The 13,523-nt window shown below is 73.0% G+C and carries 14 protein-coding genes; 1 reads left to right on the forward strand and 13 read right to left on the reverse strand.

The genetic code is table 11. From position 1 onward, the window contains the following. Positions 1-18: 18 nt before the first annotated feature. The 10 genes from QQX13_RS12040 to topA all read right to left on the reverse strand — a co-directional run bounded on the left by QQX13_RS12040 (position 19) and on the right by topA (position 8,586). The gene (locus QQX13_RS12040) at positions 19-417 is read right to left on the reverse strand and encodes an ankyrin repeat domain-containing protein (protein ID WP_301120583.1); all 399 of its coding nucleotides are present in this window, start codon (positions 415-417) and stop codon (positions 19-21) included. Next, complete coding sequence (locus QQX13_RS12045) at positions 414-950, reverse strand: ankyrin repeat domain-containing protein (RefSeq protein WP_301120585.1); 537 nt, start codon at positions 948-950, stop codon at positions 414-416. The genes QQX13_RS12040 and QQX13_RS12045 overlap by 4 nt, the downstream gene beginning before the upstream one ends. A 1-nt stretch (position 951) precedes the next feature. Continuing rightward, the gene (locus tag QQX13_RS12050; protein WP_301120587.1) at positions 952-1,206 is read right to left on the reverse strand and encodes a hypothetical protein; all 255 of its coding nucleotides are present in this window, start codon (positions 1,204-1,206) and stop codon (positions 952-954) included. A 70-nt stretch (positions 1,207-1,276) separates the two neighbouring features. Beyond that, positions 1,277-1,963, reverse strand: a complete 687-nt coding sequence (locus QQX13_RS12055; RefSeq protein WP_301153464.1) for an ankyrin repeat domain-containing protein — start codon at positions 1,961-1,963, stop codon at positions 1,277-1,279. Beyond that, complete coding sequence (locus tag QQX13_RS12060; protein WP_301153465.1) at positions 1,960-2,793, reverse strand: hypothetical protein; 834 nt, start codon at positions 2,791-2,793, stop codon at positions 1,960-1,962. The genes QQX13_RS12055 and QQX13_RS12060 overlap by 4 nt, the downstream gene beginning before the upstream one ends. Next, entirely contained in the window at positions 2,775-3,347 is a 573-nt protein-coding gene (locus tag QQX13_RS12065; RefSeq protein ID WP_301153467.1) for an RNA polymerase sigma factor, read from the reverse strand. Before QQX13_RS12065 ends, QQX13_RS12060 begins: the two co-directional genes overlap by 19 nt. 64 nt (positions 3,348-3,411) lie before the next feature. After that, complete coding sequence (locus QQX13_RS12070) at positions 3,412-4,407, reverse strand: Gfo/Idh/MocA family protein (protein ID WP_301120595.1); 996 nt, start codon at positions 4,405-4,407, stop codon at positions 3,412-3,414. Between the two features lie 135 nt (positions 4,408-4,542). Continuing rightward, positions 4,543-5,400, reverse strand: a complete 858-nt coding sequence (locus QQX13_RS12075; protein WP_301120596.1) for an endonuclease domain-containing protein — start codon at positions 5,398-5,400, stop codon at positions 4,543-4,545. Positions 5,401-5,650: 250 nt separating this feature from the next. Further along, positions 5,651-5,887, reverse strand: a complete 237-nt coding sequence (locus tag QQX13_RS12080; RefSeq protein ID WP_301120597.1) for a hypothetical protein — start codon at positions 5,885-5,887, stop codon at positions 5,651-5,653. Positions 5,888-5,931: 44 nt separating this feature from the next. Next, positions 5,932-8,586, reverse strand: a complete 2,655-nt coding sequence (gene topA, locus QQX13_RS12085) for a type I DNA topoisomerase (protein WP_301120598.1) — start codon at positions 8,584-8,586, stop codon at positions 5,932-5,934. A 169-nt stretch (positions 8,587-8,755) separates the two neighbouring features. Between topA and QQX13_RS12090 the strand changes: the two genes are divergently transcribed. Beyond that, complete coding sequence (locus QQX13_RS12090; RefSeq protein ID WP_301120599.1) at positions 8,756-9,604, forward strand: inositol monophosphatase family protein; 849 nt, start codon at positions 8,756-8,758, stop codon at positions 9,602-9,604. A gap of 224 nt (positions 9,605-9,828) precedes the next feature. Here the strand turns inward: QQX13_RS12090 and QQX13_RS12095 are convergent, their stop codons facing one another. The 3 genes from QQX13_RS12095 to QQX13_RS12105 all read right to left on the reverse strand — a co-directional run bounded on the left by QQX13_RS12095 (position 9,829) and on the right by QQX13_RS12105 (position 13,520). After that, the gene (locus QQX13_RS12095) at positions 9,829-10,518 is read right to left on the reverse strand and encodes a hypothetical protein (protein WP_301120600.1); all 690 of its coding nucleotides are present in this window, start codon (positions 10,516-10,518) and stop codon (positions 9,829-9,831) included. A 382-nt stretch (positions 10,519-10,900) separates the two neighbouring features. Continuing rightward, positions 10,901-11,626, reverse strand: a complete 726-nt coding sequence (locus QQX13_RS12100; protein ID WP_301120601.1) for an anaerobic ribonucleoside-triphosphate reductase activating protein — start codon at positions 11,624-11,626, stop codon at positions 10,901-10,903. Between the two features lie 382 nt (positions 11,627-12,008). Then, the gene (locus tag QQX13_RS12105; RefSeq protein ID WP_301120602.1) at positions 12,009-13,520 is read right to left on the reverse strand and encodes a N5-glutamine methyltransferase family protein; all 1,512 of its coding nucleotides are present in this window, start codon (positions 13,518-13,520) and stop codon (positions 12,009-12,011) included. Positions 13,521-13,523: the final 3 nt, after the last annotated feature.

Genomic DNA, 13,523 nt, shown 5'->3' on the forward strand with positions numbered 1-13,523 from the left:
GCCGAGCCCAACTTCAGGCTAGCGAGGCCGGCACAGCCGGCACGGGCCGGCCGCCTCGATCAGCACGGCCGCCGCGTCGCCGCTGCGGGCGCGGATCGCGAGCTCGAGGGCGAGCTCGCCGTCCGACGTCCGGGCGTACAGGTCCGCGTCGGCCGAGAGCAGCAGCCGGACGATGCTCGGGTCGCCCTGGCGGGCCGCCACGTGCAGGACGGTGGCGCCGTCCACGGTGTGGTCGGGATCCGCGCCCGCGTCGAGCGCCTCGACGGCCCCGGCCATGTCGCCCTCGACCACCGCCGCGCGCAGCGCCTGGTCCGGCGTCATGAGGTCGCGCGCATCCGCCGCGGCGCCGCCGGCGACCGCGGTGCCGAGCCACGCCGTCACCGCGAACAGCGCGACCGCCAGCCACCCGCGCGTCATGGCACGTACCCTCGGACGGCGGCGACGATGCGCGGGTCGCCGCGCGCGGCGAGCGCCGCCTGGATCGCGGACCCACGGTGGTCCTCGACCGCGGTGAGCGCGATCGCGCGGACCGTGTCCTCGTCGCAGCGCTCGATAGCGATCCGGAGCGCCGGGTCCACGCCGTCGGCATCCGCTCGCCGGGCTCCGTGCCCCTCGAGCGCCCGCACGGTGTCGCGGTCGCACCGCATGGCTGCCACCTCGAGCGGGCGCAGGCCGTCGGCGTAGCGGTGGTTCACATCCGCGCCGATCCTCGCGAGGGCCGCGACGCGGGCCTCGTCGCCCGCGTCGATCGCGTCGCGCAGGGTCTGCTCGAGCGAGGCGTCGCCCACCAGGCGGACCGCCGCCGCACGCTCCAGCAGCGGATGGGTGAGACCCACGGCCGTCCCGGCGATCGCGGCTGCGATCAGCAACGCGACCCCGAGGCGACGACGTCGCGAGATCCGCGAGCGCACCCCCGTGGGGACCGCCTCGACCGTCTCCGCCGGGGACATGTCAGCTCCTCCCCCCGACGAGCATCGTCTCCTCGCCGTCCGCCGGGGCCTGCCGCACCGGGGCGTGCCGCCGCATGTGCGCCCGGACCCGTCGCTCGACGTGGTCCTCGCGTCGCGGCGGCCAGGCGCCGCCGAGCACGGCGACCACCGCATCGTCGCGGAGGCGGATCCCGGCCGCCTTCTCCCCGGTGAGCTGCGCGCCGAGCGCGGCGAGCGCGGCACCGGCGTGGTCGTACAGATCCTCGAGCGTCCCCATGTCGGCTCCCTCCCGACCTAAGAACGGGCTGGGTGCGCGACAGGTTGTGCGCGGCGATCCCAATGGTCCGTCAGGACAGCGATCGCAGGTAGTCGAGCGTCTCGAAGTACAGGGCGTCGCGCGCGCACGCCGCGCTGCCGACCGACGGCGCGATCCCGAGGTCCATCAGGCGGCGCAGCACGTCGGTCCTCCCGTGGCACGCGGCGTAGTCGGTGGTGTCCTTTTCCATCCCGTTGTCGAGAGCCGGGTCGGCGCCGTTCGCCACGAGGACGCCCAGCCCGGCGAGGTTGCCGGTGGAGGCCGCGATGTGGATCGGCCGCGCGTCGTACGGGAACCCCTCGGCGGCGTCGGGGTCGGCTCCGGCCTCGACCAGCAGGGCGATCACCTCGCCGTCGTCGGCGTACGCGGCCAGGTGCAGCGGGGTGTCGCCGTCGGGCTCCCGCGCACCCACGTCCGCGCCCGCCTCGAGCAGCAGCGCCACGGCCTCCGCCTGTCCGGTGCGCGCGGCCACGTGCAGCGCGGTGCTCCCACCCGGGGCGGCGAGCACGTCGGCGCCCGCGTCCAGCGCCTCCCGCACGGCGTCGAGATCGCCCCGCACCACGGCGGCCTTGAGAGCGATGTCGGGGGAGAGCGTCGGAGCGATCTCGCCCGCGCTCGCACCCGGGCTCGCGCCACCCGACGCGTCCTCCCCGGTGCATCCCGCGACCACCAGCAGCACCGCGACCGCGGTCGCCGCCCATCCGATCCGCGCATTCATGACGCCACCTCCGCCGCCTCCGCGATCTGATCGACCACCCCGGAGGAGGTCCGCCCCACCAGCCACTCGGCGATCGGCTCGCCGTCGATCACGGCGGCGGGGTCCGCGCCCAGGCGCAGCAGGAGGGAGATCAGCTCCTGGCGGTCGGCTCGCGCCGCCTGCGCGGCGGACGCGAGCGCGCTCCAGCGCCCCTCGATCTCCGTCGGGTACCCGGCGGCGATCAGCGCGTTGACAGCGAGCGGGTCCGCCTCCTCGACCGCGAGCGCCACCACCCGCTCGGGCGTCGCCGCCATGGGCGAGGCCTCGAGCGCGGCGAGCAGCGCATCGGGCTCGCAGAAGGTCATCGCGGCTCGGACCGCGAGGTCCTCATCGGGTGGCCACAGCGTCACGCGCGGCGCGCCGTACTCGTCCAGCACCCCCAGCACCGCGGTGTCGCACCGCAGCATCGCGCGGTAGGCCAGCGTCGGCACCACGTCCGCCGTCGTGGCACCGTCCTCGTCCACGTGGGCGGGGTCGGCGCCGAGCGCGAGGAGCTCCCGCACGGCGTCGGCGTCGCCCGCACCGATCGCCTCCACGAGCTGCGGCTCGAGCGGCTCGTCCAGCACGATCTCGAGTCCGCGCGCCGGCTCGATCGGCGGCGTCCGTCCCGCGACGCCGATGCCCCACGCCGCGAGGGCGACGAGCGGGACCACGGCCAGCGCCGTCAGGGCACCGCGGGTCCGGCGGCGCCGCGCGATGCGCCCGCGCACGCGGGCAGTGCCCGATGCCTGGAGCCGGGTCGCCATCTCCTCGGCTCGCTCATCGAGCGTCGTCATGAGATCCGGGGCCATCGCACTCGCCTCCCTCCGGCGCGACGAGGCTCGACGGCCTCGCGGACGGGCGCGCCATGCGCCTCGTGGTCCATCTCTCCCAGCCGCCACGGCTCGAGCCGTTCGCGCGCTGTGTGCAGGTACTTCTTCACCGCGCCCGCGGTCACGCCCATCCGGTCCGCCGCCTCCGCGATCGTCAGGTCGTCGAGGTAGCGCAGGGCGACCGCGACGCGGACCCGCGGCGGAAGCGCCCGGATCGCCGCCGCGACGTCGTCCGCGGCGGCCACGGCCTCGTCGGGTGCCTCGCCGGCCTGCTCGACCAGCCTCGGCATCGCCCGGCGCCAGCGCGCGGCCCGACGCCCCGCGTCGATGGTGAGGGTGCGCATCGTCGCACGCACGTACTGCTCGGCCGCCCGCGCGTCGTCGATCCTCCGCCACCGGGAGAAGGTCTTGACGATCGCGGCCTGGACCAGCTCCTCGCCCTCGGCCTCGGAGCCCGTGAGCAGGAGGCCGTACCGGCACAGTCGCGGCAGCGCGACCCGGTACAGGTCCTCGATCGGCTCAGAGTCACCCATGATCTCCCCTCCCCCCATGAAACGCCATGGGGTGGGGAGAAGGTTGCGTCAGGCCGCGCGGCCCCTAGCCCTCGTTCGGGAAGGAGACGCCGATCTGCTCGCGGACGGTGTCCATGATCTCCATGATCTCGACCGACTGGTCGAGGGTCAGGTAGGGGCTCTCCGTCTCGCCCGCGGTGATCCGGCGGGCGACCTCGGCGGCCTCGAACTGGAAGCCGTTCGGGACCGTGCCGTCCCAGCGCCAGGACGTGCCGTCGTGGCGGGTGACGGTGAATGCGACCGGGTTGTAGAACATCCGGTCGATCTCGATCCAGCCCTCCGTGCCGGCGATGTGCGCGGTGCAGGGCGTACGCGCCTCCATGGTGGTGGTGAGGATCGCCTGCGCGGTGGGGTAGTCGAACACCATGCTCGACTGGTTGTCCACGCCCGTGTCGCGGATGCGGCCCGTCGCGGTGATCCGGTCCGGGACGCCCAGGATGTCGTGCGCGAAGGCGATGGGGTACACGCCCAGGTCGAGCAGCGCGCCGCCCGCGAGCTCGGGGTTCCACATGCGAGGGATGTGGGCGATGGGCTGACCGTGGTCCGCCTGGACCGAGACCACGTCGCCGATCTCGCCGCGCTCGATGAGCTCGCGGATGGCGTAGACGTGCGGCAGGTGGCGGGTCCACATCGCCTCCATCACGAACACGCCCTTCGCGCGGGCGGCGGCGACCACCTCGCGGGCCTGCGCGGCGTTCTGCGTGAACGCCTTCTCGCACAGCACGTGCTTGCCCGCCTCGATCGCGAGGAGCATGTGCTCGTGGTGGTGGCTGTGCGGGGTCGCGACGTAGACCACGTCGATGTCCGGATCCGCGACCAGCTGCTCGTAGGAGCCGTACGCGGTCGGCACCCCCATCTGGTCGGCGAAGGCCTGCGCCTTGGCCTGGTCGCGGGAGGCGACCGCCAGCACCTGGGACTGCGTGTAGCTGTTGACGGCGTCGGCGAGCTTGTGGGCGATCCCTCCGGCGCCGAGGATTCCCCAGCGGACGGCGGGCGCGGACATCGGCAGCGGTGCACTCATGACACTCACCCTAGTCACGTCGCCGAGTGCGACGAAGCCCGCGGCCGAGCCACCCGCCGTTGCGCCACCTGCGCTAGCTCAGGGTCCGGACGTCCGCCACCGGAATCCGCTTCTGTGGCCCGGCCCGGTGCGAGATCAGTTCAACCCGGTGGCGGAGGTCCGAGCCCGGCCGCGCAGTAGTCGGCGCACGTCCGCCGCGATGGACTCGGGGTCGCGGAGCGCGTGCGCGGCGGGGTACCTCAACGGTTGAAATCCCAGCAGGATCGCGGCCCGGTCACGGCGCCGATCCTCCGTGAACCTCGCGGGATCCGAGTGATACTCGCGGCCATCGGTCTCGACGATCACGCGCTTCCTCACCACGAAGTCCACCCGGCCCACGCCCTCGATCGACACCTGGCTCCTCACGTCGAGGCGCGCCTGGAGCATCGCGACACGTGCGCGCGTCTCGGCCGGCGACTCGGCGCGCGGATCAGCCATCCTCTGAGTCCACCGCGCCGGGATCGCTCCGCGCCGTCCCGCGTGCATCGCCTCGTCCACCGTGATCAGCCCCTGGCGCAACGCGGAATCGACCGGCACGAGCCACTGATCCCGCGGGAGACACCGGGCGGCGTGCGCCAGCGCGATCCGGACCGCGTCCTCGGCCCTGACCGGCGCTTCAAACTCGCGATGGAGCACCAGCCGACTGGTGCTCCGCGAGTCGGTCGCGCGAAGCGCCCGATTGCGCGGAACCGCGATGTGCGCACGCGGGTCGCGATCGAGCAGCGGCAGGCCCCAGAGGCCGAGAAGGGTCACGCAGGTGGGCACGCCGCGGAAGCACGCTGCACGTACGGCCCACAGCGGCGCGTCGGGCACGGCGAAGCACCCACGCGCCGGCTGCGTCACCACGCCGGCCCGGAGCGCCGCGTAGATCGCATGCTTGGTGACGCCGGCAGCGAGCAACGCCTCGCGCCGTGCGGCGCCCCCGTGCACGCCCAGTGCCTCGATGATGTCCACAACGGGCAACCTGACGGATGGCGTGGGCGCCCACGTCCGCGACGCCGCGGCCGGTGGGCGGCATCCGGCACTGCGAGGGTTCGGGACATCGGTCAAGAACGTGTGCGCTCGATCCGCGCCGCCGCGCCACCAGTCCACTACCGGCGACCGGACGCGCGCCACCGGATCGGGGCGAATCGGTCCTCTGTCAGCGCGCCACGGCTCGGTTCCGGTGGCGGACGTCCGCGGGCGACCGGCGCCGGGAGGTCGGCTACAGCGCGCCGGGGCGCGGGCCGAAGCGCCCGCCGAGGATTCCGCCCGCGAACGCAATCGCCGCGATGAGCGGCACGGAGATCGGGAACGAGAACCCGAGCACCGAGACGGATCCGGAGTCCACGGTCAGCGCGACCGCGCCGAAGCCGAGCACCAGCCCGAGGTAGCCGAGCCAGCGCACGTTCACGGAGGGCACGCCGCCCGAGGCCTGGGGTGCGGGGGTCTTGTCGGGCATGCGGGCCTCCGTCGGCGGTGGTTCGATGCGCGGGCAGCGCGGGTTCAGGACTTCTTGCGCGTGGTGGTCTTGCGCGCGGCGGTGCGGCGGGCCGGCTTCTTGGCCGGCCCCTTGGCGCGCTTCTCCGCGAGCAGCTCGTACGCCTTCTCCTCGGTCAGCGAGTCCAGCGTGAGGTCCTTGGGGATGGTCACGTTGGTGGTGCCGTCGGTGATGTAGTCGCCGAACCGGCCGGACTTCACCACCACGGGCTTCTCGCTCACCGGGTCCGTGCCGAGCTCCTTGAGCGGCGGTGCGGCGGTGCGGCCACGGCCACGCTTGGGCTGCGCGTAGATCGCGAGCGCCTCCTCGAGGGTGATGCTGAGCAGCTGCTCCTCGGACTCGATGGTGCGCGAGTCCGTGCCCTTCTTGAGGTACGGGCCGAAGCGGCCGTTCTGCGCCGTGATCTCCTCGCCGTCGTCGGCGACCCCGACCACGCGCGGCAGGCTCATGAGCCGCAGCGCGTCCTCGAGCGTGACCGTCGTGAGGTCCATCGACTTGAACAGCGACGCCGTGCGGGGCTTGCCCTTCGCATCGTCCGGCAGCACCTCGGTGACGTACGGGCCGAACCGCCCGGCCTTCGCCACCACCGGCAGGCCGGACTCCGGGTGGGTGCCGAGCTCGCGCTCGTCGCCGCCCTGGTTCGCGAGGAGCTCCTCCGCCTTCGCGACGGTGAGCTCGTCGGGCGACAGGTCCTCGGGCACGGAGGCGCGCTGCTGCTCGCCGTCGACCTCGCGCTCGATGTAGGGGCCGTAGCGGCCCACGCGGAGGACGATCCCGTCGCCGACCTCGAAGGTCGAGTTCGCGCGGGCGTCGATGTCGCCCAGGTTCTCGGCGAGCGCCTTGAGGCCCTGGCCGCGGCCGTCCTCCTCCTCGCCCGAGCCGAAGTAGAACTCGCTGAGCCAGTCGAGACGCGACAGCTCGCCGTCGGCGATCCGGTCGAGGTCCTGCTCCATGTCGGCGGTGAAGTCGTAGTCGATCAGCCAGCTGAAGTGCTCCTCGAGCAGGCGGATGATCGCGAACGCGATCCAGTTGGGGACCAGCTGCTGGCGGTCGACGCGCACGTAGCCGCGGTCGATGATCACGTCCACCATCGCGGCGTAGGTCGACGGGCGCCCGAGCTTGCGGTCCTCGAGCTCCTTGATCATCGAGCCCTGGGTGAAGCGCGGCGGCGGCGTGGTCGCGTGGGTCAGCGGCTCGATGTCCTCCGCGTCGACCTTCTGGCTCGCGGCGAGCTGCGGCAGCCGGGCGTCGCCCTCGCGGCCGACCTTCTGCTCGTCCTCCTCGTAGCGCTCCTTCTCGCGCGACTCCTCGTACGCGGCGAGGAAGCCGGGCTTGGTGATGATCGTGCCGGAGGCGGAGAACTCGACGGCGTGGTGCGCGGCGGTGGTGGCGCCGATGCGCACGGTCGACGTGGTGCCCTCGGCGTCCGCCATCTGGGAGGCGACGGTGCGCTTCCAGATCATCTCGTACATGCGGAACTCGTCGCCGCGCAGCTCCGAGCGCACCGAGTCGGGCGTGCGGAAGCGGTCGCCGGCGGGCCGGATCGCCTCGTGCGCCTCCTGCGCGTTGGAGTCCTTCGAGGCGTAGACGCGGGCGCTGGCGGCGACCGAGTCCGACCCGTACAGCTCCGCGGCCTGCGAGCGGGCCGCACGGACCGCCTCCGCCGACAGCGTCGGGGAGTCGGACCTCATGTAGGTGATGAAGCCCTTCTGGTACAGCCCCTGCGCCACCGACATCGCCTGGCGCGCGCTGAGGCGCAGCTTGCGGCTCGACTCCTGGATCAGGGTCGACGTGATGAAAGGCGCGGCCGGGCGGCGCTTGTACGGCTTCGAGTCGACCGAGGTGACGGAGAACGATGCCTCGGCCAGGCCCGCGGCGAGCGCGCCGGCGAGCGCGCCGGTCACGTGGACGACCTTGCTGTTGGTGAGGGCGCCGCGGTCGTCGAAGTCCTTGCCGGTCGCGACGCGCTTGCCGTCGACGGAGGTCAGCTTCGCGGCGAACGAGCGGCCGCGGTCCGGACCCTCCGTCGCGGTGAAGCGCGCGGCCAGGTCCCAGTACTCCGCGGACTGGAACGCCATGCGCTCCCGCTCGCGGTCGACCACCAGGCGCAGCGTCACGGACTGGACGCGGCCGGCGGACAGCCCCTGCTGGATCTTGCGCCAGAGCACCGGCGAGACCTCGTAGCCGTAGAGGCGGTCGAGGAGGCGACGCGCCTCCTGCGCCTCGACGAGCTCGGTGTTGACCTCGCGGGGCGCCGCCATCGCGCGCTCGATGCCCTCGCGGGTGATCTCGTGGAACGCGAGCCGCTTCACCGGCACCTTGGGCTTGAGGACCTCGAGCAGGTGCCAGGCGATCGCCTCTCCCTCGCGGTCCTCATCAGTCGCGAGGTAGAGCTCGTCGGCCTCCTTGAGACGCCGCTTGAGGTCCGTGATGATCTTCTTCTTGTCCGGGCTCACCACGTAGTAGGGGACGAACCCGCCCGCGATGTCGATCGCGAACTTGCCGATGTCGCCCTTCTTCACCTCGGCGGGCAGCTCGGAGCGCTCGGCGAGGTCACGGATGTGCCCCACCGAGGCGACCACGTCGTAGTCGGCGCCCAGATAGCCGCCGATGGTCTTCGACTTGGTGGGCGACTCGACGATCACGAGCTTGCGGGCCATGGCACCTGACTTCTTCCGGATAGCGTCCTCCGGCACCGCTCGGGGGCCGGAACGCACTCAATATACATATGGGATGGGGCACCGCCACCGGGACTGTGGACGATGCAGGGGTGCCGCCACCCGCGCATCGTTCACCTTCCCGACACACCGCCGTGACACCATGAGCGCCATGCAGCCCCTCCTTGACGCCGCCGCGCGCGCGGCCGTGGGCGACGCGATGCGTCGCGTGGCCGACGCCGAGATCCGCCCCCGCTTCCGCGCCCTGGCCGACGGCCAGATCCACCTCAAGGGTCCCGGCGACTACGTCACGGAGGCCGACCTCGAGGCCGAGCTCGCGCTGACGCCGATGCTGCGCGCGATCCTCGACGTGCCGGTGGTCGGCGAGGAGGCGGCGTCCAAGGACGCGTCGGTCGAGGACGTGCTCGCGACCGACGAGGTCGCCTGGACGGTCGACCCCGTGGACGGGACCGCGAACTTCGTGGCCGGGTCGGAGACCTACGCCGTGATGGTCGGGCTGGTGGAGGCCGGCCGCCCGGTCGGCGGGTGGATCCTGCAGCCCGAGACCGGCCACCTGTACGAGGGTCTCGAGGGGGTCGGCGCGTTCGTCGACGGCCGACCGCTGCCGGGCGTCGCGCGCACCCGCGCGGCCGAGGTGCGTGCCGCGGTCGCCGACCTGCCGCAGGGCGCCGTGTCCGTGAAGTACGCGGCCGACGAGGTCCGCGAGGGCCTCATCGCGGCCGAGCGCGAGCTGGGCGACTACGCGCAGCTGCGGATGTGCGCCGGCTTCGACTACACCGACCTGGTCACCGAGCAGGTCGGCTACCTGGTCTACACGCGGGCCAAGGCGTGGGACCACGTCCCGGGCGCGGCCATCGCGGCGGAGTGCGGCTACACGGTCGGCCGGGTCGACGGCAGCGGCTACGTCACCGCGCAGACGGCCGGGGCGCCGCTGCTCGCCGCCCGCACCGACCACTGGGAGTCGATCCGCGAGGTCCTCGCGCGCCACCTCGCGGTCTGATCCGCCGCCTGACACCCCTGCCCCGGACAGTCCGCACGGAACTGAGCCCGACACGCCGGGTCGGACTCCGCATCGGCCGCGAGCGCTCGGCGTGTCGCGGCGAGATCCGTGCGCAGTGTCCGGGCGGGGGGGACCAGGGGCGGGGCGAAGGGGCCGGTCCGGCCGCGCCGGGACAGCACGACGGGAGGGCCCCCGAAGGGACCCTCCCGTGTGAGGCGTGCCGCTTACGCGGTCGCGAGCTCGGTCTCCTCGACCTTGGCGGTCGCCTTGCGGGCGACGTCGCCGGAGATCCAGAAGAGGCCGGCGCCCAGAGCCAGGAACAGCAGGCCCAGGCCGGAGATCATGCCGACGATGCCGAGGCCCAGCTTCAGGGTCGACGCGGTGACCGAGCCGACGCCCAGCTCGCCGAACAGCGCGTGAGCGGTCGGGTTCCAGGCCTGCGCGCGGGCCGGGCCCTCGAGCGGGTGCATGCGGTCGAAGTCGGCCCAGTACTTGCCGTCGGTCGGAACCTCGTAGGTGCCGGCCTCGAAGGTCTCACCGTTGTACTCGACGGCCTCGTCGAGGGTCACCGTGGTGGTGCCGTGGAGGGTGTGGTAGCCCACGAGCGCCATCTGGTACATGTACTCGGAACCGGTGTTCACCAGCGGGTCGTTGGGGTCGAACTCGGACTCGACGACCTTGTAGCCCCAGTCGTCGACCAGCAGGCTCATGATGCCCTCGGCGCCCTCGACGGTGCCGCGATCGATGAGGACGCCGTCCTCGTTGTAGGTGAGCTGGACGTTCTGAGCCTCGGAGAACTTCTGCAGCGAGTTCTGACCCGCCTGGACCTCCGTGAAGGCGTAGATGCCGGCGCCGATGAAGCCGAGTCCGGCGAGCGCGAGGACCGCGCCGATGATGCGCAGCTTGGTGACCATGGGGATTTCCTTTCCTTGGGGACGGCCCTTCTTTGGACCTCCGGTGTGTTGCTGCGCCAAGCGTCTCGCGCGTCGTTGCGTAATTCCCGGGACCATGTGCCCGATTTGACACGAAATCGTGAAGCGTCGGTGTGACACCCCTCACGTAGCAGGTGTTATGTCACTAGATGACACGTCACCACTCCCCGAATCACGCACCCAGGGCTCTCAGCGAACTCTGAGCGACAGTTGCCAAATAGTGGTCCCCGACCATCCGGCGGGACCCCCGCGGTGCCCGACGCGCCGTCGCGCACAGCAGAACGGCCGCCCTCCCGAGGGAGGGCGGCCGTGGATCCGGACCTGGGGCGCGAGCCCGCTGCGCGCGGGGGGTGCGGCGCGGGCGTCAGCGACGCGCGAGGTCCGGGAGGTCGTCGTGGCGGATCACGTCGTACATGCCGCGGCGGCCGAGCTCGGCGCGGTAGGAGTCGGACACCCCGCCGGGGCGCGCCTGCTGCAGCACGGGGGCGTGCGCGCCGCGCCGGATCACCTCGCGCACCGCGGCGAACACGTCCTCGCGCGAGTGCACGGTGGGGTCGATCGTGAGGCGCACCTCGTAGTCGACGCCGGAGTGCTGGACCAGCTCGAGCGACGTCCACGCCTTGACCCCGGACACCTCCTGCCCGGTCACCTCGGCGTAGCGCTCGGGTGCCGCCTTGATGTCGATGCCGACCCAGTCGACCTCCGACAGCACGGCCGCGAGCTTCGCCGGGTACGCGCCGGCGGTGTGCAGGCCGACCTGGAAGCCCATCTGCTTGACCGCGCGGATGGCGGCGACCAGGCCGGGCTGGCGCGTCGGCTCTCCGCCGCTGAAGACCACGGACTCCACCATGCCGCGGCGCACCTCGAGGAAGTCGACCACGTCCTGCCACGTCACCGATCCGGCGGCGGTCGAGTCCTGCAGCGCGGGCTGGTGGCAGTACGTGCACGTCCACGGGCAGCCCTGGAGCAGGATGGTGACGGCCGGACGGCCCGGCCAGTCGCCGGTGCCGATCGGGGTGATGTCGGCGATCGACAGCGAGTGCGGGGTCATCTGCTCGATGGCCTGGACGTCGATCTCGGTGGTGGACATGGGGCGTGCCTCCTGGTGGCGGATCCGGCCGGACCGCGGGATCTCCGCGGGGGTTCCGGACCCTGGTTCAGCCGTCCGTTCCCGCGGACGGCTCGGTCGGGCGTGCGTCCGGGTGGGACGCGGCGCCGTGGGTGTGCGGGTGAGGGGTCGTGGCCCCGAGCGTCGCGACGATGCGAGCGGTGTCCGGTCGACGGTCTCCCCGCCTGCGCGGGAGGGGTGTGCAGCCGTTGCACCTCGGGGTCATAAATCCAGGGTAGGAAGCGCGGCGGAAGGCCGGTCCGGACCCTGGTCCCGGGTTTTCGAACGGTCCCTCACGGACCGGTGAACCACCCCTATGGCGCCTCGCAAACGCCCCCCATGGGAGCGTCAAGCCGGGTAAAGATCAGTCCGCGGCCGGCGTGAGGAAGCCGTCCGCGACCAGCTCCCGGATCGCGGGGACCAGGCCCTCGATCATGACGCCCGACGGCACGTCGAGGAGCGCGGCGAGCGCGTGCGCGATCTGCCCGGCCGCGAGCTCGCCGTCGCACGCGCCGACGAAGCCCGCGAGGGCCGTGTCCATCGATATCGAGCGTCCGAGCCCGGCCCCCTGGCGCAGCAGCAGGTGCGACGGGTCGGCCTGCAGCACCGGTCCGTACGACTCCCGCGTGACGTCGGCGGCGACCGTCCAGCGTGCGTCGAGAAGCGCCTGGTCGGACAGCGAGGCGACCAGGTCGTGCGCCGCGAGCGCGTCCACCAGGTACGCACCGAACGGCTCCTGCAGCGCCCCCTCGTGCTGCTCGAGCCGCCGCAGCGTCGGCGCGCCGGAGAGCGGCCGTCGCAGCAGCACCATCCCGAAGCCGACGGCGGTGACCCCCCGCGCGTCGAAGTCGCTCAGGTAGGCCTCGTACGCGTCCTCGAACGCCGCCCGACCGCGTTCGGGCGTCACCCCGGCGTCGCGCAGCCAGGTCTCCGCGTACTCCGCGGCGTCGAGCTGGTCCCGCTCGATGACCCAGGCGTCGAGCGGCACGGGCGACGCGGCGAGCCACGCCTCGAGGCCGTCGCCCCACCCTCCGCCGTGGATCTCCCAGTTGCCGAGCATCTGCGCGACGCCGCCGGGGGCGAGCACCGAGCCGACCGAGGAGATCAGCCCCGAGACGATCCCGTCGCCCTGGACCCCGGAGGCGCGGTACTCGAACTCCGGCGTCCCCGGCGGGGTGATGACGAACGGCGGGTTGGAGACCACCAGGTCGAACCGCTCCCCCGCCACGGGCTCGAGCATCGACCCCTCGCGCAGGTCCCAGGCGCCCGCAATGTTGAGCGCGCGGTTGAACTCCGCGAACGCGAGCGCCCGACGCGAGATGTCGGTGGCCACCACCGCCCGCGCGTGCTGCGAGGCGTGCAGCGCCTGGATGCCGCAGCCCGTGCCCAGGTCGAGCACCCGCCCGACCGGGCTGCGCATGGTCATGCCGGCGAGCGTCAGCGAGGCACCGCCGATCCCGAGGACGTGGTCCGCCTCGAGCCGCTCGCCCGTGACGTCCTCGCCCAGGTCGGACGCCACCCACCAGCGCGCCTCCCCGTCCGCGGTGGTGGTCTCGTAAGGGCGCAGGTCGACGCGCGCCCGCGCCTCTCCCGCGCTCAGCTCGACCAGGCCCATCGCGGCGGCGCCGTCGGCGCCCACGCCGGGCAGCGCATCGTCCAGCCGCGCGACGGGCACGGCGTCGCCCAGCAGGAACACGCGCGTGAGCGTCGCCTCCGGGGTGGACGATGCGCGGGCGGCCAGGCGCGCCGGCAGCACCTGCTCGCGGGCGAGGGCCCGCGTGGCGCGCTCGCCGCACACGGCCTCGACGGCGTCGACGGTCCAGGTGGCGAGGGAGGCGCGGAGCGCGTCGGCGCGGTCGAGCTGAGGCGTGGTCACAGC

The organism is Demequina lignilytica (assembly GCF_030418375.1).
Taxonomy (GTDB): Bacteria; Actinomycetota; Actinomycetes; order Actinomycetales; family Demequinaceae; genus Demequina; species Demequina lignilytica.